The organism is Mycobacterium sp. NGS49 (assembly GCF_059812565.1).
The window spans coordinates 28,093-48,921 of record NZ_JCALCX010000006.1; the positions used below are offsets into that span (position 1 = coordinate 28,093).

The following is a 20,829-nucleotide window of genomic DNA, read 5'->3' on the forward strand; positions in this document are numbered from 1 at the left end:
CCTGCTCCCGTGGCTCTCTACCGCAAGTACCGACCGGCAACCTTCGCCGAGGTGGTGGGGCAGGAGCACGTCACCGAGCCGCTGTCCGTCGCGCTGCAAGCGGGCAGGATCAATCACGCCTACCTGTTCTCCGGGCCGCGGGGCTGCGGTAAGACGTCGTCGGCCCGCATCCTGGCGAGATCGCTGAACTGCGAACGGGGCCCGACCCCCACGCCCTGCGGTGTATGCGATTCCTGCCAGGCGCTGGCGCCTAACGCTCCGGGCAGCATCGATGTGGTCGAACTCGACGCGGCCAGCCACGGCGGCGTTGACGACACCCGCGAACTCCGCGACCGCGCTTTCTACGCGCCGGCCCAGTCGCGGTACCGGGTGTTCATCGTCGACGAGGCGCACATGGTGACCACAGCCGGTTTCAACGCGCTACTCAAAATCGTCGAGGAACCGCCGGAACACCTCATCTTCATCTTCGCGACCACCGAGCCGGAAAAGGTGCTGCCGACCATCCGGTCCCGCACCCACCACTATCCGTTCCGGCTGCTGCCACCGCGCACCATGCGGGCACTGATCGGCCGGATCTGCGAGCAGGAAGGCGTGGTTGTCGACGAGGCGGTGTATCCGCTGGTCATCCGCGCCGGTGGAGGTTCCCCACGGGACACGCTGTCGGTGCTGGATCAGCTCGTGGCCGGGTCCGACGGCGGCCGGGTGCACTATCAGCGGGCGCTGGGTCTGCTCGGCGCCACCGACGTCGCACTCATCGACGACGCCGTCGACGCCCTGGGTGCCGGCGACGCCGCGGCATTGTTCGGAGCCGTCGAGTCGGTGATCGATGCGGGCCACGACCCGCGACGCTTCGCCACCGACCTGCTCGAGCGCTTCCGCGACCTCATCGTGCTGCAGGCGGTTCCCGACGCGGTATCCCGCGGCGTGGTCGATGCACCGGAGGACATCCTGGACCGGATGCGCGAGCAGGCGGCTCGTATCGGCCCGGCCACCTTGACCCGGTACGCCGAGGTGGTTCAGGCCGGTCTGGGGGAGATGCGCGGTGCGACGGCCCCGCGTCTGCTGCTGGAAGTGGTGTGCGCGCGCCTGCTGTTGCCCTCGGCCTCCGACGCCGAGTCGGCGCTGCTCCAACGCGTGGAACGCATCGAGACCCGGCTGGCCATGTCGATTCCCGCCGCCGAAGCCGCTGAATCCCGCGCGCCCGCGGCTCCCGCGCGCGCGGCACCCGTGCGCCGTTCGGTACAGCGGCCGGCCGCTCGGGTACCGGAGCCTGAGCCTGCGCCCGAACCCGCACCGGTGCCCGAGCACAGCCCTCAGCAAGCCCAGGCTCCGGTTCCGACGCCGGCCGACCCGGGCGAACTCGATGCGGCGGCGGTACGCAGCATGTGGCCGACGGTTCGGGAAAAGGTCCGCGAGCGCAGCCGCACCACCGCGGTGATGTTGTCGGGGGCCACCGTTCTGGCGGTGGAGGACAACACGCTGGTGTTGACGCACGAAGCGGCGCCGCTGGCCAAGCGGCTGTCCGAGCAGCGCAACGCCGACGTCATCGTCGAGGCACTCAAGGACGCCCTGGGGGTGAACTGGCGCGTGCGGTGCGACACCGGCCCGCCCGGGGCGGCTGAGCTGAGCGCGGCACCGGTCAAGCCGGAAGAGCCTGCTCCCGAGCCGGATTCGACTCAGCGGGACGACGAAGAAAGCATGCTGGCCGAGGCCGGCCGCAGCGACCCGTCGGAACCCCGCCGCGACCCCGAGGAGGTCGCCCTCGAGCTGTTACAGAACGAGTTGGGCGCGCGCCGTATCGACGGCTGAGGGTGAATCGGGCGTCCGCCCCACCTATATCGTGGTCCTCGACCACGGCCATCACAGCAGAGGAGTTGCACCTGATGGGACAGGTGAAAGCAAGCAGCACCGTCTTGATCCAGGCTGAGCCCGCGAAGGTGCTCGACGCGGTTGCCGATTACCGGACCGTCCGCCCGAAGATCCTCTCCCCGCAGTACAGCGAGTACGAGGTGCTCGAAGGAGGCCAGGGGAAAGGCACCGTCGCCAAGTGGCGGCTGCAGGCCACCGAGTCGCGCGTGCGCAATGTGCAGGTCGACGTCGACGTCGCCGGTCACACCGTCATCGAGAAGGACGCGAATTCGTCGATGGTGATCAACTGGACGGTGGCCCCCGCCGGACCTGGATCCAGCGTCACCGTAACGACCACCTGGACGGGTGCCGGCGGTGTCAAGGGATTCTTCGAGAAGACGTTCGCACCGCTGGGTCTGAAGAAAATCCAGGGCGAGGTGCTCGACAACCTGAAAAAGGAGCTCGAGAGCTAGCGCGCCTGGCCCTGCGTGGCCAGGAAGCCGGCGACACCGCGCACCAGCGCGTCGGCGTACTTCTGCCTCCCCTCCGCGGACTCCATCAGCGCCGAGTCCGCCGGGTTCTTCATGTTGCCCAGTTCTACCAGGATGGACGGATACTGGGCCAGGTTGAGGCCGGCGAGGTCCGCACGCCCGTAAAGGCCGCCCTGGCCGATGTAGTTGGCCGGCGGGATCCCCGAAGCCTGTAGCTGGTCGCGCATGACGCGGGCGAACTGCACCGACGGTCCGGCCTGTGCCGCGTTGAGCGGCGGGGCGGAGTAGTTGACGTGAAATCCGCGGCCGGACGCCGGGCCGCCGTCGGCGTGCAGGCTGACGACGGCGTTGGGGTGCAGTGCGTTGGCCATGTTGGCGCGCTCGTCGACGCACGGGCCCAGCGCATTGTCGTTGCCGCGTGACAAGGCGGTCCGCACGCCCAGTGCGTTGAGCGCGGCGCGCAGTCGCAACGCGGTGTCCCAGGTGAAGGTGTGCTCCGGGTACCCGCTGTTGGTGGACGTGCCACTGGCTTGGCAGTCCTTGGTGCCGCCCCGACCGGTGGGTACCTGACGTCCGATGGAGCCGTCATTGGCGCCGTTGTGGCCGGGATCGATGAACACGACCATGCCGGCCACGCTGCCCGGGGCCGCGGCCGCGGTCGGCAGGAGCGGCTTCGCAAACGGCGTCGCCGCGGCGATCAGCACCGCGATCACCAGGGAGATCCCGACACGCGGGCTTACAGGTACGTCCACTGCGCCAAGGTAACGCGGCGCGGACTACGCTGAATATTTCGAATCGCCCGACAAACGCAGGCGAAACCAACTCGAGACCAAGATGCGAGGGGACTGTCATGCAACCCGGAGGCGATATGTCGCAGCTGCTGGCCCAGGCGCAGCAGATGCAGCAGAAACTATTGGAAGCCCAGCAGCAGTTGGCGAACTCCGAGGTACACGGTCAAGCCGGTGGCGGGCTGGTCAAGGTCGTGGTCAAAGGCAGCGGCGAGGTCGTCGGTGTGACGATCGACCCCAAGGTGGTCAATCCCGACGACATCGAGACCTTGCAGGACCTGATCGTCGGCGCGATGGGTGACGCGTCCAAGCAGGTGACGCGGATGGCTCAGGAGCGACTCGGGGCGCTGGCCGGTGGCATGCGCCCGCCCGCGCCGCCTGGACCGCCGCCCGGTGTGCCGGGGGTCTGAACGGCGGAATGTTCGAAGGACCGGTTCAGGATCTGATCGACGAGCTCGGCAAGCTGCCGGGCATCGGGCCCAAGAGCGCGCAGCGCATTGCGTTCCACCTGTTGTCGGTGGAACCGCCGGAGATCGATCGGCTGACGGCGGTGCTCGGCAAAGTCCGCGACGGCGTACGGTTCTGTGCGGTCTGCGGCAACGTGTCCGATAACGAGCGGTGCCGGATCTGTGCCGATCCACGCCGCGACGGTTCGCTGGTGTGTGTCGTCGAGGAGCCCAAGGACATCCAGGCCGTGGAGCGCACCCGGGAATTTCGCGGCCGGTATCACGTGCTCGGCGGTGCGCTTGACCCGTTGTCAGGCATCGGTCCCGAGCAACTGCGCATCCGCGAGCTGCTGACCCGGATCGGCGCGCGCGTCGACGACGTCGACATCACCGAGGTGATCATCGCGACCGACCCGAACACCGAGGGTGAGGCGACCGCGACGTATCTGGTCCGGATGCTGCGCGACATCCCCGGTTTGACCGTGACGCGCATCGCCTCCGGGTTGCCGATGGGTGGGGACCTGGAGTTCGCCGACGAGCTGACACTCGGTCGCGCGCTCACCGGCCGCCGGGCCATGGCCTGAAACTGTTCACCCCTTCTGATAACGCTTCGCGTCCGGCGAACGATTGATTGATTGACCGGCCAAGGCTCTTGGAGAAGGGATAGCGATGTCGTTTGTCAGCGCAAGACCGGAGTTGCTCGAGGCGGCATCGGCGGACCTGGCGGAAATCGGGTCCACCCTGTCGGCGACCAACGCCTTCGTGGCGGCGCCGACGATGACCGTGCCGGCCCCGGGTGCCGACGGCGTCTCGACGGCGATATCGACGATTCTCGGCTGGCACGGCCGGGCTTACCAACAGCTGAGCGCCCAGGCCGGTGCTTTCCATGACCAGTTCGTGCAGCTCCTTCGGGCAGGCGCGCAGTCCTATTCGACGGTGGACGCCGCCAACCAGGCGGCGTTGCAGGCCGAGACCGCCGTCAGCACCGGCGGTGCGAGCGTGGGTCCCGCGGCTGGCTCCGCACTGGGGCTGGACACTCAGATCACGCCGGCCGTCAGCCATTCCCTGGCAGCCGACACGCCGCTGTATGCGGCGCTGGCCAACAGCCCGGCGTTCGAGGGTTTGGGCGACTGGCTCTAATTTGATGGTGGCGACCCGTCCCGCCCGGCTTCGCCGCGCTTGCGATCGCCACTAAGCCTGATGGTGGCGACCCGTTGCGCCCGGCTTCGCCGCGCTTGCGATCGCCACTAAGCCTGATGGTGGCGACCCGTTGCGCCCGGCTTCGCCGCGCTTGCGATCGCCACTAAGCCTGATGGTGGCGACCCGTCCCGCCCGGCTTCGCCGCGCTTGCGATCGCCACTAAGCCTGATGGTGGCGACCCGTTGCGCCCGGCTTCGCCGCGCTTGCGATCGCCACTAACGCGCGCCGAGCCGCTCGCGGCGCAACAGGTCCACCTCGGGCAGCTCCAGCGGCGCCAACTCGCCCACCACCTGGCGCAGCAGATGGTCGGCGAGTTCGGGGTTACGCGCCAGACACGGCCCGTGCATGTACGTCGCCACCACACTGCCCTGCACCACGCCGTCGAAGCCGTCACCGGCCCGGTTGCCCGCGCCCTTGGTGACCGCGGCCAAGGGTGACGCGGCCGTTCCCAGCACGGTGCCGCCGCGGTGGTTCTCGAATCCGGTCAGCCGTTGCGTCAGCCCGGCCGGCAGCGGCTCGGACACCAGCTCGCCGATGGTCCGCTTTTCCTGCGGTGAGGTCGTCGCGTCCAGCATGCCGACGCCGTCCACCCGTTCTCCCGAGGACGTCTCATACCAATGCCCGAGCACCTGCACCGCCGCACAGATGGCCAACACCGGGGCGCCCCGGTCTGCCGCCCGCTGCAGGCCCGGGTACCGCAGCAGATGCCTGGTGGCCAATCGCTGCGCGTAGTCTTCGGCGCCGCCGAGGGTGTAAAGGTCCAGCGAGTCGGGCACCGGATCGGCCAGGGTTATCTCGACGATCTCGGCCGGGATGCCCCGCAACAGCAACCGCTGCCGCAGCACCACCGCGTTGCCGCCGTCGCCGTAGGTGCCCATCACGTCCGGGAGCACCAGGCCGATGCGCACCGGCTCAGGCATGACGGGACAACCTCCTGTTCAACTGCAGGAAAGCGGTGTAGTTCGCGACGACCTCGACCCGCCCGGGTGGGCAGGACTCGATAGCCGCCACCGTGTCGTGCACCAAAGTGTGGTCGACGCCGGCGTAGCCCAGTCGCACCGCAAGGTCGGTGCCGCGTTCACCCGCGGCCACCACGCGGGTCTGTTCGAAATGTTCGAAGCGCACATCCCACAGCCAGGACAGGTCCTCGCCGTCGGGAACCTGCCCGTTGACCGCGATCACCACGCCGTCGGCGTGCTTGTCCACCATCGACAGCGCCTCCTGCCAGCCGGCGGGATTCTTGGCCAGCAGGATTCTTGCTTCGTGCGTTCCGATCCGGACCGTCCGATAGCGCCCGGCCACTTCGTCGACCATGCACACCGCCGCCACCGCCTTGCCCGGGTCGGCGCCCAGCGCGACGGCGGCCGCCACCGCCTGAGCGGCGTTGCCGCGGTTCACCGCCCCGGGAAGGGCAAGTCGCATGGGCAGCACGAGGCCTTCGGGTCCGTAGAGGGCTTCGTCGTCGAACCACCACTGCGGGCTGGGCCGCTTGAAATCGACGCCGGTGGAATACCAGTGGCCCCGCTCGCGGACGATCACCTCGCCGCTGCGCGGGCAGCTGACCGAGTCGTTCGACCAGGAGCCGCCCGCAGCCACCCACACCACATTGGGGCTGTCGTAGGCGGCCGAGGTCATCAGCACGTCGTCGCAATTGGCCACCACGACCGCGCTCGGATGCCGGGCCAGGCCGGCCCGCAAAGTGCGTTCGATGACGTTGATCTCGCCGACCCGGTCCAACTGGTCGCGCGACAGGTTGAGCAGGACGACGGCGGTCGGTGCCACGGCGTCGGACACGTGCGGAACATGCATCTCGTCGACCTCGAGGGCCGCCAGCCCGGCCCGCCGGTCCGCGGCCAGCGCGGCCACCAGGCCGGCGTCCATGTTGGCACCTTCGGCGTTGGTGGCCACTGCTCCAAGAGTGCCCAGCGCCGCCGCGGTCATCCGGGTGGTGGTCGATTTGCCGTTGGTGCCGGTGACGATGACCGTCCGTCGGCCCACCCCGAGCTGCCGCAATATCGAACGGTCCAGCGTCATCGCCACCAGTCCGCCGATCATGGCGCCGGCGCCGCGGCCGGTGACGCGTGACGCCCAGCGCGCGCCTGCCCCGGCGGCCAGAGCCAGACGTGCGCGTGTGGTGATCACCCGTGCAGGTTATCTGCCGACACGACGCGTCAGCGACTCAGTGATGTCGGTCGGACGTGCCATTCTCAAGCCATGAACCGCATGTCCTGGGGTCGGCCGGCGCGGGAGCCGGACGCGGGATGGGCCGTCATCGACGTCGAGACCTCGGGCTTTCGCCCGGGGCAGGCCCGGATCATCAGCGTCGCGGCGCTGGGCCTCGACGCCGAAGGCCGGGTCGAACAGTCAGTGGTCAGCCTGCTCAATCCGGGAGTGGATCCCGGTCCCACCCACGTGCACGGGCTCACGGCCGCGATGCTGGAAGATCAGCCGCAGTTCGCCGACATCGTCGGTGACGTGGTCGAGGTGTTACGTGGCCGCACGCTGGTGGCGCACAACGTCGCCTTCGATTACGCGTTTCTGGCCGCCGAGGCCGAGATGGCGGAAGCCGAGTTGCCCGTCGACTCCGTCATGTGCACCGTCGAGCTGGCCCGAAGGCTGGAACTGGGCGTCGACAACTTGCGGCTGGAAACGCTCGCCGCGCACTGGGGCATCCCCCAGGAACGTCCGCACGACGCGTTCGATGACGCGATGGTGCTGACCGGCATCCTGGGCCCCGCACTGGAAAGGGCGCGTGACCGCGACATCTGGCTGCCGGTGCGTCCGGTGACCCGGCGCCGCTGGCCCAACGGGCGGGTCACGCACGACGAGCTGCGCCCGCTGAAGGCGCTGGCCGCCCGGATGCCGTGCCCGTACCTCAATCCAGGGCGTTACGTCCGGGGCAGGCCCCTGGTCCAGGGCATGCGGGTGGCACTGGCGGCCGAGGTGCGCCGCACGCACGAGGAACTCGTCGAGCGCATGCTCTACGCCGGGCTCGCCTACACCGACGACGTCGACCGGGAAACCTCGCTGGTGGTGTGCAACGAAGCCGCTCCCGAGCAGGGAAAGGGCTTTCATGCCCTGCAGCTGGGGGTACCGGTGGTTTCTGACGCGCAGTTCATGGACGGCGTAGCCGCGGTGGTGGGTGGCCGCAGCATGGAGGAATTCACCGACACCGCGATGGTCGACGAGCAGTTCGCTCTGTTCTGAACCGCAACCGCTAGGGCCCGCCGCGCCAGTGTTCGATGCGGTTATGGTCCGGGGTGAACCCGTGCTCGACACCCCACAAGACGGCCTGGGTGCGGCTGTCGACCCGGATTTTCCGGTAGATCGTGCGGATGTAGGACTTCACGGTGTTGGGACTCAGGTAGGTCAGCCGTGCGACGTCGGCGTTGCTCTTGCCCTGGGTGATCAGCGCCAGGATCTCCGCCTCCCGGTCGCTGAGTCCTTCCCCGCGTCCGGGCCAGTCCAGCCCGGGTGCACTGCGGGCCCGCATGGCCACCTCGCTGATGACCTCGTCGCCGGAGTGCACGGCCTCCAGAGCGGCGACGAGTTCACGTGCAGGCAGCGTCTTCGACAGATAGCCGTGGGCTCCGTGCTGACGCGCACTTTCGATCAGAGCGGGATGAAAGTTCCACGTGTACACAACAACTCGGCGTGCCCGCGGGTTGGCGACGAGGTAGCTGATCTCTTCGTGATCGGATTCGGGTTGGGCGAACGAGTCGTACAGAACGATGTCGACGTCGTCGGCAACGGGCATCGTCGAGTCGAGTTCGGCGATCACGACCCGGTCGCGGTACGGATCGAGCATGTTGGCGACACCCTTGACCACAACGTCGTAGTCATCGACAAGCGCAATCGTGATCGGCGTGCTTGCCATGGCTGGGAGATTACCCCCCTAGGGGTGTATTGATACCCCCCTTTGGGGTGGTCGACTGGAATCACCAAAACTCCTGAGGGAAGGCGCAAATCATGATCGTTCTCGGCATCATCCTGCTGATCGCAGGCCTCCTGCTGAAGATGTCCATCTTGTGGACCATCGGCCTCGTACTGGTCGTCGTCGGCGCCATTCTGGCGGTCCTCGGTAACACCGGACGCGCCGTCGGCGGTCGCCGGCATTACTTCTAGGCCGCCGTCGACGTTTGCTTCGACATCTACCGGGTTATTCGACATGTGTACGAGAGGAGCACGAAATGCCCGTTTGGCAAATGGTTTTGATCGCGGCCTCCGTCGTCATCATGGTCGCCGTGGGGATCATCGCGGCGAGTTACGTGACCGGTCGCCGCAAAACCGATCGTTTGAAGCATCACTACGGCCCGGAGTACGAACGTCTGGTCTCCGAGACCGGCGATCAGAAGACGGCGGAGAGGGAGCTGCTCGCGCGGGAGCGCAAGCGAGACAAACTCCACGTCGCGCCGTTGTCGCAGTCGGCACGAAATGACTTGAGTAGCCGCTGGAATCAGGTGCAGACCGCGTTCGTCGACAACCCGTCGGCCGCGGTCGGCGTCGCGGATCGGCTGGTGACCGACGTGATGCGCGAGCGGGGCTATCCCGTCGACGACTTCGAACAGCGAGCCGCCGACATCTCTGTCGATCATCCGCAGATCGTCGAGAACTACCGTGCCGCACACGCGATCCATCTGTCGCAGCAGCGCGGGGAAGTCAGTACCGAACAGCAGCGAGAAGCGTTCGTCCACTACCGGGCTTTGTTCGAAAAGCTTTTGGAGACAACATCACAGGAGGCGAAGAAATGACGACGCACGATCAACGAACCGACGTGACCGGTTCATACGACGAATCCCAGCGGACCTCTTACGACGAATCCCAGCGGGCAGTACAGCCGACGCGGCCGGCCGAGGTGCACATGGGGGCGCAGCAACAGCACCGCGCCTTCTCCGAGGCCGAGCCCGCGGACGGCGGACTGGAGCCCCGCGGTGAGGTTGCGGCCCCGGTGCAACATTCGCACGAAGCGGGCCACGACACAGGCCACCAGGCTAGCCGGTCATCAGCGGAGGAAACGCTTTTCGGCGACGCGGACCTCGCAGATCTGCGGGCCCGGTGGGCCGGCGTGCAAGCGGCCTTCGTCGATGACCCCAGGGACTGCGTCCAGAAGGCCGACGTGTTGGTCTCCGACTTGGTCGACCAGCTCACCAGCGGGTTCGCCCATGCACGTTCGCGTCTGGAAGAACAGTGGTCACGCGGCGAGGAGGCGTCCACCGAAGATCTGCGCCTGGCGCTGATGCACTATCGCGAGTTCTTCGAGCGGCTGCTCGCCGTCTGAATAAGCACGGACCCGGCCTTCCCTTACCCCGGCGAGGCCGGGTCCGCCCCTGTCGCGATCTAGCGAGAAGCCCGGTTGACCGCCGACACCACCGCCCGCAGCGACGCGGTGGTGATCGAGGGGGCAATGCCCACGCCCCACACCGTGCGCCCGGACACCGAAGCCTCCACATACGCCGCGGCCTGCGCGTCGTCGCCGGCGCTCATCGCGTGCTCGGAGTAGTCGAGCACCGCGACGTCGAAGCCGACCGTGCCGAGCGCGTGGACGAACGCGGCCAGGGGACCGTTCCCGGCCCCCTTGATCTCGGTCTCCACGCCGTCGATCTTGACGGTGGCGGCGATGCTGGTGATGCCGGTGTCTTCCTCGGACGCGTCGACCCGCTGCTTGATGCGTTCCAGCGGCAGGATCGGCGCCAGGTACTCCTGAGAGAACGCCTCCCACATCTCCTTGGGTGAGACCTCGCCGCCCTCGCCGTCGGCCATCTTCTGAATCACCTGCGAGAACTCGATCTGCAACCGCCGCGGCAGGGCCAGGCCGTGGTCGGCCTTCATGATGTATGCCACCCCGCCCTTGCCGGACTGCGAGTTGACCCGGATCACGGCCTCGTAGGTGCGCCCGACGTCCTTGGGGTCGATCGGCAGATACGGGACCTGCCACAGCATGTCTTCGACATCGCTGTCGGCGGCGTCCGCATCGAACTTCATCTGATCCAGGCCCTTGTTGATGGCGTCCTGGTGGCTGCCGGAGAACGCGGTGTAGACCAGGTCCCCGCCGTAGGGGTGCCGCTCGTGTACCGGCAATTGGTTGCAGTACTCGACCGTGCGGCGGATCTCGTCGATGTTGGAGAAGTCGATCTGCGGGTCGACGCCGCGCGAGAACAGGTTGAGCCCCAGCGTGACCAGACAGACGTTGCCGGTGCGTTCGCCATTGCCGAACAGGCAGCCCTCGATCCGGTCGGCGCCGGCCTGATAGCCCAATTCGGCTGCGGCGACGGCGGTTCCGCGGTCGTTGTGCGGGTGCAGGCTGAGGATGACGGAGTCGCGGCGCGCCAGGTTGCGGCTCATCCACTCGATCGAGTCGGCGTAGACGTTGGGCGTCGCCATCTCCACGGTCGCCGGCAGGTTGAAGATGATCGGATTCTCCGGCGTCGGCGCGATGATCTCGCCGACGGCGTCGCACACCTGCTTGGCGTATTCGAGCTCGGTTCCGGTGTAGGACTCGGGGGAGTATTCGAACCGCCAGCGGGTCCCGGGGTATTTCGCCGCTTCTTCGATGCATTTGCGGGCGCCATCGGTGGCGATGGCCTGCACAGCGGCCCGGTCGGCGCGAAAGACAACGCGGCGTTGCAGGATCGACGTGGAGTTGTAGAAGTGCACGATGACGTTCGCGGCGCCTTCGCACGCCACGAACGTGCGCTCGATCAGCTCCGGCCGGCACTGGGTCAGCACCTGGATGGTGACGTCGTCGGGGATGGCGCCGTCGTTGATGATGTCGCGGACGAAGTCGAAGTCGGTCTGGCTGGCCGAGGGGAATCCGACCTCGATCTCCTTGTATCCCATCCGGACCAGCAGATCGAACATGCGGCGCTTGCGGGCCGGGCTCATCGGGTCGATCAGTGCCTGGTTGCCGTCGCGCAGGTCGACGGCGCACCATAGCGGGGCGTTCTCGATGACGCGGTCTGGCCAGGTGCGGTCGGCCACTCTGATCGGCTCCACCTCGTCGGCGAACGGGCGGTACCGCTTCACCGGCATCGATGTGCCGCGTTGGGGATTCCATGCGGGCTGGCCGGGCCGCGGCGGCCCGGCGGGTTTGTTGATGATGCGCGCTGAGACGTAAGCGTCGGGGTCAGGGGCTTGCGAAGAATTTGTCACGGTAGTTGCTCCGGGGTGGCGAGAAGGAACTTCAGACCGGCGCATCGCGAACACCCCGCGACGGGAAGCCGGTCTGGATCAGGCCCCGTCGCGGCGTCCGAGGAGGAGCACCCGCTGCACGCAAAGAACTCTACAGCGATCGGTGCCCCGAGCAAAAAGGCTCAGGGCAAACCACCGTTTGGCCGCCCGCGTCCGGTGCTCGGCGGCGATGTGCTGGTGCACCTGGGTCGGCGTCTCGTCGGCCAGCTTGGTCGGGGTTCTCCCGCTACCCATGCTCTTGGCAGCCCGAACGGCAAACCGGACGGCAATGTCGTCGCTGTCGATCGCAGACCTTGGCTCCGGCCGGCGACTGAATGCGTTTCCGCGCTGAGAATTCCGAATGCTAATGGTGCCTGAGGTCTCTGGGGGAAAACACAGGCTCCGCGGCGGTCGTGCCGGTATAAATGAGAAAGGCTTTTCTGTCAATTCCCTGGCATTGATACTCAGCAACCTTCAAGCATTCGAGAGTAAAGTGCGTTGCCGCACATCAATGCCCTGCTTGAGAGTGGAATCACACCAGGTTAGGTGGGTTATTTGACGTACGCTTAGCGCGATCAGCCGCCAGCGGAGCGGACTGGGCTTCTCGGACTTGATCATCGGCTATCGCAACACGTTCACTTCTCGGCTAGGGGTATCGCTCATGCAGCTTGGCGCGACATTATCTTCGACCGATAATGCCAATGGAATTCAGTTAGTCAAATTCAACTCTGATGATGTGCTGCCAATGAATTTCGCGGCTCCGATCGGTCCGGAACTGGTAGCGCCTGAAGAGCTTCCCGCCGCCTGGGCGTACAAGCGTTTCCGCGATCTGGAGGAGAAAGAGTCCTACCGCAGCACGCTCTTGGCGGAGCTCACCAAAGCCTTCGAGGTCCTGAGCCCGCAGGACGCCGCCACCGCAACCGCCGGGCTGCAGGACCTCTTGGGTCAACTGGCAGAGCAGGGCGCGGTAGTCCTCGCCGACATAGTCGAGTCGGACGCTTTCCTGGAATTGGTTGCGCGCTACGACGAAATCATGGCGCAGGAGGGCAGCGGTAGCTTCATACACCGCTTCGTGGACTTGCGCCGAACCGTAGGACTTCTGACCGATCCTGAGGTCAACAGCCCGATGGTGCACCCGTTGATGATCACGCTCATCTCCTATGCGGTCGGCGGTCCGATCCGGATGGTTGATGCACGTGCCAAGGACGCGGAGCCGTTGTCCGTCCTGGCGCAGGACAACATGCTGCACATCGACAACACGCCTTTCAATGACGAATACAAGATCATCGTCACCTGGCGCCGCGGAACTGCCAAGGGGCCGGCCGGGCAGAATTTCACCTTCCTGCCTGGCACCCATCAACTCGCTCGCACCTGCTTTGTCAACGAGGCCGGGGAGCCGTGGTCCAGCGAAAATGCGTCGATCTTCACCACCACCGAGAGGATCAGGCGGGTATTCGACGCGCAGATGCAGTTGCGGGATCAAGACAGCCCGGTCGTCATCGAGGTCAGTGATTCCGAACGGCCGCTGAGCACCGTGTTCGCCGCCGGTTCCCTGGTGCACCACCGCTTCCGCACCGCCTCCGGAAATGCGCGCAGCTGCATCATCATGGCCTTCCACCGCGTGGCCGACAACCCCGGCCGTCTGGTCAGCGATGTCGAGGACACGCCAAGTGCCTCGCTGAGCGAACTGTTGACCAGCGGTGTACCCGATGAGTCCTACCAGCAGCGCTTCATTGCCACCCTGTGCGATGCCGCCGGCCAAATCGCCGAATTGCTCGCCAAGTGGAAGAGCACTCCAGACCGTCCGGTGCCGCTGCCGCTGCAGGAAAGGCAGATCGATGGCCGGCGGTTCGAGGAGTGGATTTCCGCATCCACCGAGGCTCCGCCTGTCCAAGAGATCCGCAACCGCGAACAGCCCATCCCCTATGGTGAGGCGTTGTCATCGGAGGAATTCTTCGATCTGGTGTGGCGACTGATGCGCTTTGACAAGCATGGTCCGCTGGATCTGATTCTGTACCACGACAACCGCGAGGAACCGCGCAAATGGGCGCGAAACCTGATTCGTGAGATGTCGGCGGACCGGTTGCGCGACCGGTTGTCAGGCTGGGGTGCCGATCTGGGACACCACCGTCCGGCCGACTGCCTGCGCCCGCTCCAGGTGCACGCCTTGGTCTCCGAGGTGCTGCAGACGCTACCGCTGGAAGGAAATCAGACGCCTCCGGCCGACTGGGACAACGACATGCTGGGCATGAGCCCGGCCGCCGCCGCGCGCTCGGTGCGACAGCTCCTCGAGGACATTGCCGAGGCCGTGCTGCGGTGCGAGGACATGCCGGCCTACCTCTCGACCAGCCTGTTCGCGTTCTGGATCGTGGACTCCGCCTACAGTTTGGACGGTCGGCGCAACCTGGCGGTCCAGGACTGCACCCGTCGGCTGCTGCGGCACTACGTCATGCTGGCGCTGACCGCGATGCCCGATGCTCCGGTTGCCTGATCCCCGCTAGACGGCCGGCCCACCCGGCTGTGGGCCGCCCACAGCGCGGCATAGCGTCCGCCGGCAGCCAGTAGCTCGACGTGGGTGCCGTCCTCGACAATGGTTCCCTGCTCGAGAACCACGATCCGATCTACGAATTCGGCAATTGCCAACTCGTGGGCAATGATCAACGTGGTCCGGTCGGCCGCCAGGCCAAGGGTCGCCCAGTGCACCAAGGCCTCGGTAGCGGGGTCCAGGGCGCCGGTGGCCTCGTCGAGCAGCAAGATGTCGGAATCGACCAGCCGCGCCCGAGCCAACGCCAACAACTGCAGCTGGCCGGCGGACAGATTCCGGCCACCTGCGGCCACCCCATGCTGGTACCCGCCATCGAGCGCGGCGATCACGGGGTGCGCACCCACCTCGCGAGCGGCCCGTTCGACCTGCGCGTCGGTCGCATCGGGACGCCCGTATGCGATGGCATCACGGACCGTCCCAGCGAATAGGTAGGGTTCCTGCGCCACAATGCTCAGCCGGCTGCGGTAGCCGTCGATATCGAGTTCCCGCAAGTCGCAACCATCGACCCGGATGATCCCGTCGGTCGGGTCGTAGAACCTGGACACCAACTTCATCAGGGTTGATTTCCCTGACCCGGTGGAGCCGACGAACACCACCGTTTGACCGGCCGGAATCCGCAGATTGATCCCGGCCAGTGCGGGCGCATCCCGGGTCGGGTACCGGAAGTGAACGGCGTCGAACTCGATCTCACCGCGCAGCGTTCCCACCGGTGCCGCCGACGGCGAAAATGCCGTCGGTGTGTTCAGCAGCGACCGGATCCGCCCGACGGCAACCGCCGCGCGCTGATACTCGTCAAACATTTGGGACAGCTTGTCGACCGGCGCGAACAACATTTCGACATAGAGCAGGTAGGTCACCAGCGCGCCGACCGAGAGCACGCCCGCCTGTACGTCGCGTCCCCCTACGAACAGCGCCAGTGTCGTTGCCAGGCTGCAGGTTAACGGTACGAGCGGGAAATACAGCGCCAGCAGCCGTTGACCACGGACGCGAAGGCGTCGGTAGTCGTCGCTGTGCGCGAAATATGTTTGAAATCCTACGTCTTCGGCACGGTAGGCCTGTGCGATTCGCAGCCCTGCGGAGTACTCCCGCAGGGTGGCGGTCACGGTCCCAAGCCGCTGCCGCGCCTGCCGGTAGGTCCAGCTCGACGCCCGGCGGAATTGCCACGTCGCCAGGCCCAGCATCGGCAAGGTGGCGAAGATGAGCAACGCCAACTTGGCGTTGATGGTCAGCAGTGCCGCCAGAATGCCCACCGCCGTCACCAGGCTGACGATGGCGATGACCAGACCCGTGCGCAGGAACGCCACGATGGCGTCTACGTCGGCGGTGACCGCGGTGATGATCTGGGAATCACCGTCGTCTTCGAAGGCGTCCAGGTCGAGGCGCTGCGCATGGGCGAATACCAGAGAGCGCAATCGCAACAGCGCCTTCTCCCCGGCGGTTCCGGCGACCACGGCGCTGCCCCACTGTGCGACCAGCCGGATGGCCACGATGGCAGTGCCGGCCAGTGCCGCCCACCAGAGCGCCGTCAGCACGTGCTGACGGATGCCGACATCGATACCGTGCCTGATGAGCAGGGGCGGCAACAATCCCGCACCGGTCTCGAGGGCGACCAGCAGCAGGCTCACGACGAGTGGCCCGCGGAAGTCGTGCAGCAGGCGGCGCAACAGGTCGGGCTTGGGTGAGTGGTCGCTTGGGTCGGTCGCGTCAGCGGCGACGTCGATGGCCTCCGGTTCCGATTCTGGCCCGGGCGCACCGTCTTCGAACGCGAGATTACGCAGGGGATCTGTTGCGGGCGAGAGTAGTTCGCGATAACGCGAACAGCGTCCCCATAGTTGCTCCGGGGTGCCGATATCGAGCAGTTGCCCGGAATCGAGCACCGCGACGCGGTCGGCCAAGGACAGCATGGAGCGGCGGCGGGTGAAGATGACCGCGGTCCGGTCTGCGAGGACCTCCCGCAACACGTCCTGGATCGAAGCTTCGATGACCGCGTCCACGGCCGAGGTCGGCTCGTCCATGATCAACAATCGGGGGTTGCCAACCAGCGCCCGGGCCAGCGCGATCCGTTGCCGCTGCCCGCCGGACAGCGTCAATCCCTGCGCTCCGACCGGCGTCGCGTAGCCGTCCGGCAAAGTGTTCACGAACTCGTCGATATGCGCCGCCCGGGCCGCGGCGGTGATCTGCTCCAGTGTCACGTTCGACCGGCCGTAGGAGATGTTCTCACCGATAGTTCCGGAAAACAGGATGGCCTGTTCGGGTACCAGGCCGATAGCCGAGCGCAACGAATCGAGAGTCAGGTCGCGGACATCATGGCCGCCGACGCGGACCGCTCCCGCGGTGACGTCGTAGCAGCGCATCGCCAGCACCGCCAAGGTGGATTTGCCGCCGCCCGGCGGGCCGACCACGGCAAGGGTTTCCCCGGGCCGAACTGAGAGGTCTATGCCGCGCAGGACGGGGTGCTCGGCCGTATAGCCGAACGATGCCTGCTCGAAGGTGAGGGATACCGGAGTCGACGAGGGCAGCTGCTTGGTTCCATCGACCAGAGTCGGCCGGCTGTCGATGAGTTCGAACACTCGCATGGCGCCTGTCCGCGCCTGCTGCGCGATGGTGAGCATCCCCGCCAGATCGCACGCCGGCCGCGACACCAGGGTCTGGCAAGACCAGAAGGCAACGAAGGTGCCCACCGTGATCGTGCCCTGTGCCGCCATCCATCCGCCGAGCGCGAGGACCGCCATCTGCCCGAACGCGGGCAGGCCCAATAGCAGCGGGCCGAAGTATGCGTTGAGCCGGGCTACCCGCACGCGTGCTGCATAGAGCGCGCGGCCGGCAGTCGTGAGTTTCACCGTCTCCTGGGACTGCTGCCCGAAGGCCTTGACGACATGAATCCCGCTGACCGCGGCGTCGACCACACCGGTGACCGCGGCATTGCGTTCTTGCGCAGCCTCGGTGGCTACCGCCAGCAGGCGGCGGCTGCGGTGGGCGACCAGGCCGATCAGCGGTACAACTAGCACCACGAGCAAAGCCAGCGGTAGAGATAGCCAGGCCATGACCGCGAGGCAGAGCAGCAGCGTAAGCAGATGCCGGATCACATTGGGCAGGTCGAACAGCAGCGTCTGCACCAGTTCCAGGTCATTGGTGGTCCGGACGATGAGCTGGCCGCTGCTCCAGCGGTCCTGCTGCCGGCCGTCCCAGCGCATCAGCGTCGCAAACGCGTCCACGCGGAGGTCATGCTGCACCAAATGGGCGATTCGACCGCCGTAATGCCGGCGCACGAAGGTCATGAGGTAGATCGCACCGGCAGCGGCAACCAGCACCAGAGCCCACGGCGCCAGAGGTCTGTGATCCGGCGCGATCGCATTGTCTATGACGCGTTTGGTGACCAGCGGAACCATGACCGTGATCGCGGTGCCGACCACCGACGCGAACAATCCCAGCAGCAGGTCACGCCGGTACCGGAGAACGTATCGCGACAACCGTCCCCACCAGTTTGTCCGCATCCCGCCACAGCCCTTTCCGGCGAACCCGGACGACCACCAGCCCAAATGCGCTGGTGGCCGCCGCAGGCATTCTCCCACGCTGCCCGGATCACCTGCACATCTGAAAACTCGTCCGGGCGCGCGCCACCCGGCCCTCGCCTCGTTATGAGCCCCGCCGGTTGCTGGTCACCAGCGGGCGGCGTACCTGCGTCTTCGGGTGATGTCCAGCGCGCGCCGCCCTCGACGGCCGAACCGTGGCCCCGCGGCATCGAAATTAATCGAGATGCGCCGACCCGTATCCTGTTGTGGACTTATACCACCAGTGGTGGCTAAGCAGCTTCGGTATGGGAAGGGAAACAGTGGCGCTCGTCGTGCAGAAGTACGGCGGATCCTCGGTGTCCGACGCCGACCGGATTCGCCGAGTCGCCGAGCGCATCGTCGAGACCAAGAAGCAGGGCAATGACGTCGTTGTGGTCGTCTCCGCAATGGGCGACACCACCGACGACCTGTTGGATCTGGCTCAGCAGGTCTGCCCGGTTCCGCCGCCCCGCGAGCTTGACATGCTGCTGACGGCCGGGGAGCGGATCTCCAACGCACTGGTGGCCATGGCGATCGAGTCTCTGGGCGCCCACGCCCGCTCGTTCACCGGATCGCAAGCCGGCGTGATCACCACTGGGACGCACGGGAACGCCAAGATCATCGAGGTCACGCCGGGACGGCTGCAGGCAGCGCTGGACGAGGGGCGGATCGTGCTTGTTGCCGGGTTCCAGGGCGTCAGCCAAGACACCCGGGACGTCACGACGCTGGGCCGCGGTGGCTCGGACACCACGGCGGTCGCGCTGGCCGCCGCGCTGGGCGCCGACGTCTGCGAGATCTACACCGACGTGGACGGCATCTTCAGCGCCGACCCGCGGATCGTGCCCAAGGCCCGCAAGCTCGAGACGGTCACCTTCGAGGAGATGCTCGAGCTGGCGGCCTGCGGCGCCAAGGTGTTGATGCTGCGCTGCGTGGAGTACGCACGGCGTTACGACCTTCCGGTGCACGTCCGGTCGTCGTATTCGGACAAGTTGGGCACTGTCGTTGTCGGATCGATCAAGGACGTACCTATGGAAAGCCCTCTGCTCACCGGAGTCGCTCACGACCGGAGCGAAGCCAAGGTGACCATTGTCGGGATCCCGGACATCCCGGGCTACGCGGCCAAGGTCTTCCGGGCAGTTGCCGACGCCGACGTGAACATCGACATGGTGTTGCAGAATGTCAGCAAGGTCGAGGACGGCAAGACCGACATCACCTTCACCTGTTCGCGAGACAGCGGACCGACGGCGGTCGCCAAACTCGACTCGTTGCAGGACGAGATCGGATTTACTCAACTGCTTTACGACGACCACATCGGCAAGGTGTCGCTGATCGGCGCCGGCATGCGCAGCCACCCCGGCGTCACCGCCACGTTCTGTGAGGCGCTGGCGGCGGTCGGGGTCAACATCGAGCTGATCTCCACCTCCGAGATCCGCATCTCGGTGCTCTGCCGCGACACCGAACTAGACAAGGCCGTTGTTGCGTTGCACGAGGCATTCGGCCTCGGCGGCGAGGAAGAGGCCACGGTGTATGCGGGGACGGGCAGATAGATGGTTGCCGTCGGAGTTGTAGGTGCCACCGGTCAGGTGGGCCAGGTGATGCGCACGCTGCTCGACGAGCGCGACTTCCCGGCCACGTCAGTGCGGTTCTTCGCCTCGGCCCGCTCGCAGGGCCGCAAGCTGCCGTTCCGCGGTCAGGAGATCGAGGTCGAGGACGCCGCGACGGCCGATCCCACCGGGCTGGACATCGCGTTGTTCTCCGCCGGTGGGGCCATGTCCAGGGTGCAGGCGCCGCGGTTCGCGGCCGCCGGGGTGACGGTGATCGACAACTCGTCGGCGTGGCGCAAGGACCCGGATGTGCCCCTGGTGGTCTCCGAAGTGAACTTCGAGCGGGACGTCCGCAGGGCTGGGCCTCTCAGGAAGGGCATCATCGCCAATCCGAACTGCACCACCATGGCCGCGATGCCGGTGCTCAAGGCGCTGCACGACGAGGCGCAGCTGGTCCGCTTCATCGCGTCCTCCTACCAGGCCGTGTCCGGCAGTGGTCTGGCCGGTGTCGAGGAGTTGGCGACCCAGGCGCGGGCGGTGATCGACGACGTCGAGCAGTTGGTGCATGACGGCGGCGCCATCGACTTCCCGCCGCCGAACAAGTACGTCGCTCCGATCGCGTTCAACGTGGTGCCGTTGGCGGGTTCGCTGGTCGACGACGGTTCGGGTGAGACCGATGAGGACCAGAAGCTGCGATCGGAGAGCCGCAAAATCCTCGGCATTCCCGACCTGCTGGTCAGCGGGACCTGTGTGCGGGTCCCGGTTTTCACCGGCCACTCCCTGTCCATAAACGCCGAATTCGCCCGTCCGCTCTCGCCGGAGCGGGCCCGCGAGCTGTTGGCGGACGCGCCGGGGGTGAAACTGGTCGACGTGCCCACGCCGCTGGCCGCTGCGGGAGTCGACGAGTCCCTGGTCGGTCGTATTCGGCAGGACCCGGGGGTGCCGGGCGGGCGCGGACTGGCGCTGTTCGTGTCCGGGGACAACCTGCGCAAGGGGGCGGCGTTGAACACGATCCAGATCGCCGAGCTGCTGGCCGCCGAACTGTAGTCGAAGCGAGTTGATTTTCACTCCGGTCGCGCGGCGCTCAGCTGTCTTGTGTTGTCTTGTTTTGCAAGGCATTTCGACGGCGCGAGCCTCCGGTGCCCGCGCCGGCAGCCGGTACCGGGACGCCGACCGCGGATCACGGCATCGGCGCCACCGACCTGTGTGACTTCGTCGAATTCCCCAGCCGGCTCGCCAGGTTCCACGC

General features: G+C 66.7%; 19 protein-coding genes and 1 pseudogene. 13 read left to right on the forward strand and 7 right to left on the reverse strand.

The features are described 5' to 3' along the window. The first annotated feature begins 9 nt into the window (after positions 1 to 9). Positions 10 to 1,809, forward strand: a complete 1,800-nt coding sequence (locus AC5Y7D_RS07625; protein WP_499922775.1) for a DNA polymerase III subunits gamma/tau — start codon at positions 10 to 12, stop codon at positions 1,807 to 1,809. Between the two features lie 74 nt (positions 1,810 to 1,883). Next, the gene (locus tag AC5Y7D_RS07630; RefSeq protein ID WP_499922776.1) at positions 1,884 to 2,321 is read left to right on the forward strand and encodes an SRPBCC family protein; all 438 of its coding nucleotides are present in this window, start codon (positions 1,884 to 1,886) and stop codon (positions 2,319 to 2,321) included. Here AC5Y7D_RS07630 and AC5Y7D_RS07635 read toward each other — a convergent pair. Further along, the gene (locus AC5Y7D_RS07635) at positions 2,318 to 3,091 is read right to left on the reverse strand and encodes an Rv3717 family N-acetylmuramoyl-L-alanine amidase (protein WP_499922777.1); all 774 of its coding nucleotides are present in this window, start codon (positions 3,089 to 3,091) and stop codon (positions 2,318 to 2,320) included. The genes AC5Y7D_RS07630 and AC5Y7D_RS07635 overlap by 4 nt on opposite strands. Positions 3,092 to 3,189: 98 nt before the next feature. On the opposite strand from AC5Y7D_RS07635, the gene AC5Y7D_RS07640 reads away from it, so the two are divergent. From AC5Y7D_RS07640 to AC5Y7D_RS07650, 3 genes are all read left to right on the forward strand, one after another. Next, positions 3,190 to 3,537, forward strand: coding sequence for a YbaB/EbfC family nucleoid-associated protein (locus tag AC5Y7D_RS07640; RefSeq protein ID WP_499922778.1), 348 nt, complete (start codon positions 3,190 to 3,192; stop codon positions 3,535 to 3,537). An 8-nt stretch (positions 3,538 to 3,545) separates the two neighbouring features. Continuing rightward, positions 3,546 to 4,157, forward strand: a complete 612-nt coding sequence (gene recR / locus AC5Y7D_RS07645) for a recombination mediator RecR (protein ID WP_499922779.1) — start codon at positions 3,546 to 3,548, stop codon at positions 4,155 to 4,157. 85 nt (positions 4,158 to 4,242) lie between these two features. Further along, positions 4,243 to 4,713 (forward strand): PE family protein, encoded by a 471-nt coding sequence (locus AC5Y7D_RS07650; RefSeq protein WP_499922783.1) that lies wholly within the window; start codon positions 4,243 to 4,245, stop codon positions 4,711 to 4,713. A 275-nt stretch (positions 4,714 to 4,988) separates the two neighbouring features. Here AC5Y7D_RS07650 and AC5Y7D_RS07655 read toward each other — a convergent pair whose 3' ends face one another. Both AC5Y7D_RS07655 and AC5Y7D_RS07660 read right to left on the reverse strand, forming a co-directional pair. Next, positions 4,989 to 5,693, reverse strand: a complete 705-nt coding sequence (locus AC5Y7D_RS07655; protein ID WP_499922785.1) for a type 1 glutamine amidotransferase — start codon at positions 5,691 to 5,693, stop codon at positions 4,989 to 4,991. Beyond that, entirely contained in the window at positions 5,686 to 6,915 is a 1,230-nt protein-coding gene (locus tag AC5Y7D_RS07660; protein WP_499922787.1) for a Mur ligase family protein, read from the reverse strand. The genes AC5Y7D_RS07655 and AC5Y7D_RS07660 overlap by 8 nt, the downstream gene beginning before the upstream one ends. A gap of 72 nt (positions 6,916 to 6,987) precedes the next feature. Here AC5Y7D_RS07660 and AC5Y7D_RS07665 point away from each other — a divergent pair, with 72 nt between their 5' ends. Beyond that, positions 6,988 to 7,980 (forward strand): DEDDh family exonuclease, encoded by a 993-nt coding sequence (locus tag AC5Y7D_RS07665; protein ID WP_499922789.1) that lies wholly within the window; start codon positions 6,988 to 6,990, stop codon positions 7,978 to 7,980. A gap of 10 nt (positions 7,981 to 7,990) precedes the next feature. Here AC5Y7D_RS07665 and AC5Y7D_RS07670 read toward each other — a convergent pair whose 3' ends face one another. Next, the gene (locus tag AC5Y7D_RS07670) at positions 7,991 to 8,650 is read right to left on the reverse strand and encodes a LuxR C-terminal-related transcriptional regulator (RefSeq protein WP_499922791.1); all 660 of its coding nucleotides are present in this window, start codon (positions 8,648 to 8,650) and stop codon (positions 7,991 to 7,993) included. 92 nt (positions 8,651 to 8,742) lie between these two features. Here AC5Y7D_RS07670 and AC5Y7D_RS07675 point away from each other — a divergent pair, with 92 nt between their 5' ends. The 3 genes from AC5Y7D_RS07675 to AC5Y7D_RS07685 all read left to right on the forward strand — a co-directional run bounded on the left by AC5Y7D_RS07675 (position 8,743) and on the right by AC5Y7D_RS07685 (position 10,051). Continuing rightward, positions 8,743 to 8,898, forward strand: a complete 156-nt coding sequence (locus tag AC5Y7D_RS07675) for a DUF6131 family protein (RefSeq protein WP_499922794.1) — start codon at positions 8,743 to 8,745, stop codon at positions 8,896 to 8,898. Between the two features lie 65 nt (positions 8,899 to 8,963). After that, complete coding sequence (locus AC5Y7D_RS07680) at positions 8,964 to 9,524, forward strand: hypothetical protein (RefSeq protein ID WP_499922797.1); 561 nt, start codon at positions 8,964 to 8,966, stop codon at positions 9,522 to 9,524. Continuing rightward, a complete protein-coding gene (locus AC5Y7D_RS07685; RefSeq protein WP_499922799.1) occupies positions 9,521 to 10,051 on the forward strand; it encodes a hypothetical protein in 531 nt (176 codons plus the stop codon). Before AC5Y7D_RS07680 ends, AC5Y7D_RS07685 begins: the two co-directional genes overlap by 4 nt. Positions 10,052 to 10,110: 59 nt before the next feature. On the opposite strand, the gene leuA is transcribed toward AC5Y7D_RS07685, so the two are convergent. After that, positions 10,111 to 11,967 carry a 2-isopropylmalate synthase gene (gene leuA, locus AC5Y7D_RS07690; RefSeq protein ID WP_499922801.1) on the reverse strand — a complete coding sequence of 619 codons (1,857 nt, stop codon included), beginning with the start codon at positions 11,965 to 11,967 and terminating at the stop codon, positions 10,111 to 10,113. Between the two features lie 33 nt (positions 11,968 to 12,000). Then, a complete protein-coding gene (locus AC5Y7D_RS07695; protein ID WP_499922803.1) occupies positions 12,001 to 12,195 on the reverse strand; it encodes a hypothetical protein in 195 nt (64 codons plus the stop codon). A gap of 406 nt (positions 12,196 to 12,601) precedes the next feature. On the opposite strand from AC5Y7D_RS07695, the gene AC5Y7D_RS07700 reads away from it, so the two are divergent. Further along, entirely contained in the window at positions 12,602 to 14,431 is a 1,830-nt protein-coding gene (locus AC5Y7D_RS07700; RefSeq protein ID WP_499922805.1) for a hypothetical protein, read from the forward strand. Here the strand turns inward: AC5Y7D_RS07700 and AC5Y7D_RS07705 are convergent. After that, the gene (locus AC5Y7D_RS07705; RefSeq protein WP_499922807.1) at positions 14,383 to 17,979 is read right to left on the reverse strand and encodes an ABC transporter ATP-binding protein; all 3,597 of its coding nucleotides are present in this window, start codon (positions 17,977 to 17,979) and stop codon (positions 14,383 to 14,385) included. The two genes, AC5Y7D_RS07700 and AC5Y7D_RS07705, sit on opposite strands and share 49 nt — an antisense overlap. Positions 17,980 to 18,317: 338 nt before the next feature. Between AC5Y7D_RS07705 and AC5Y7D_RS07710 the strand changes: the two genes are divergently transcribed. The 3 genes and pseudogenes from AC5Y7D_RS07710 to AC5Y7D_RS07720 form a co-directional block, all read left to right on the forward strand. Beyond that, entirely contained in the window at positions 18,318 to 19,583 is a 1,266-nt protein-coding gene (locus AC5Y7D_RS07710; RefSeq protein ID WP_499923152.1) for an aspartate kinase, read from the forward strand. Beyond that, a complete protein-coding gene (locus AC5Y7D_RS07715; RefSeq protein WP_499922809.1) occupies positions 19,584 to 20,627 on the forward strand; it encodes an aspartate-semialdehyde dehydrogenase in 1,044 nt (347 codons plus the stop codon). 41 nt (positions 20,628 to 20,668) lie between these two features. Next, a pseudogene (locus tag AC5Y7D_RS07720) lies at positions 20,669 to 20,815 on the forward strand (DUF4185 domain-containing protein); the annotation flags it as partial. Positions 20,816 to 20,829 lie beyond the last annotated feature (14 nt).

Excerpts from the sequence above, each read along its gene's own strand:
- AC5Y7D_RS07630 (WP_499922776.1), top strand. The coding sequence starts at position 1,884 with ATGGGACAGGTGAAAGCAAGCAGCACCGTCTTGATCCAGGCTGAGCCC.
- AC5Y7D_RS07640 (WP_499922778.1), top strand. The coding sequence starts at position 3,190 with ATGCAACCCGGAGGCGATATGTCGCAGCTGCTGGCCCAGGCGCAGCAG.
- recR (WP_499922779.1), top strand. The coding sequence starts at position 3,546 with ATGTTCGAAGGACCGGTTCAGGATCTGATCGACGAGCTCGGCAAGCTG.
- AC5Y7D_RS07650 (WP_499922783.1), top strand. The coding sequence starts at position 4,243 with ATGTCGTTTGTCAGCGCAAGACCGGAGTTGCTCGAGGCGGCATCGGCG.
- AC5Y7D_RS07655 (WP_499922785.1), bottom strand. The coding sequence starts at position 5,693 with ATGCCTGAGCCGGTGCGCATCGGCCTGGTGCTCCCGGACGTGATGGGC.
- AC5Y7D_RS07665 (WP_499922789.1), top strand. The coding sequence starts at position 6,988 with ATGAACCGCATGTCCTGGGGTCGGCCGGCGCGGGAGCCGGACGCGGGA.
- AC5Y7D_RS07670 (WP_499922791.1), bottom strand. The coding sequence starts at position 8,650 with ATGGCAAGCACGCCGATCACGATTGCGCTTGTCGATGACTACGACGTT.
- AC5Y7D_RS07675 (WP_499922794.1), top strand. The coding sequence starts at position 8,743 with ATGATCGTTCTCGGCATCATCCTGCTGATCGCAGGCCTCCTGCTGAAG.
- AC5Y7D_RS07680 (WP_499922797.1), top strand. The coding sequence starts at position 8,964 with ATGCCCGTTTGGCAAATGGTTTTGATCGCGGCCTCCGTCGTCATCATG.
- AC5Y7D_RS07685 (WP_499922799.1), top strand. The coding sequence starts at position 9,521 with ATGACGACGCACGATCAACGAACCGACGTGACCGGTTCATACGACGAA.
- leuA (WP_499922801.1), bottom strand. The coding sequence starts at position 11,967 with ATGCGCCGGTCTGAAGTTCCTTCTCGCCACCCCGGAGCAACTACCGTG.
- AC5Y7D_RS07695 (WP_499922803.1), bottom strand. The coding sequence starts at position 12,195 with ATGGGTAGCGGGAGAACCCCGACCAAGCTGGCCGACGAGACGCCGACC.
- AC5Y7D_RS07700 (WP_499922805.1), top strand. The coding sequence starts at position 12,602 with ATGCAGCTTGGCGCGACATTATCTTCGACCGATAATGCCAATGGAATT.
- AC5Y7D_RS07705 (WP_499922807.1), bottom strand. The coding sequence starts at position 17,979 with ATGCGGACAAACTGGTGGGGACGGTTGTCGCGATACGTTCTCCGGTAC.
- AC5Y7D_RS07715 (WP_499922809.1), top strand. The coding sequence starts at position 19,584 with ATGGTTGCCGTCGGAGTTGTAGGTGCCACCGGTCAGGTGGGCCAGGTG.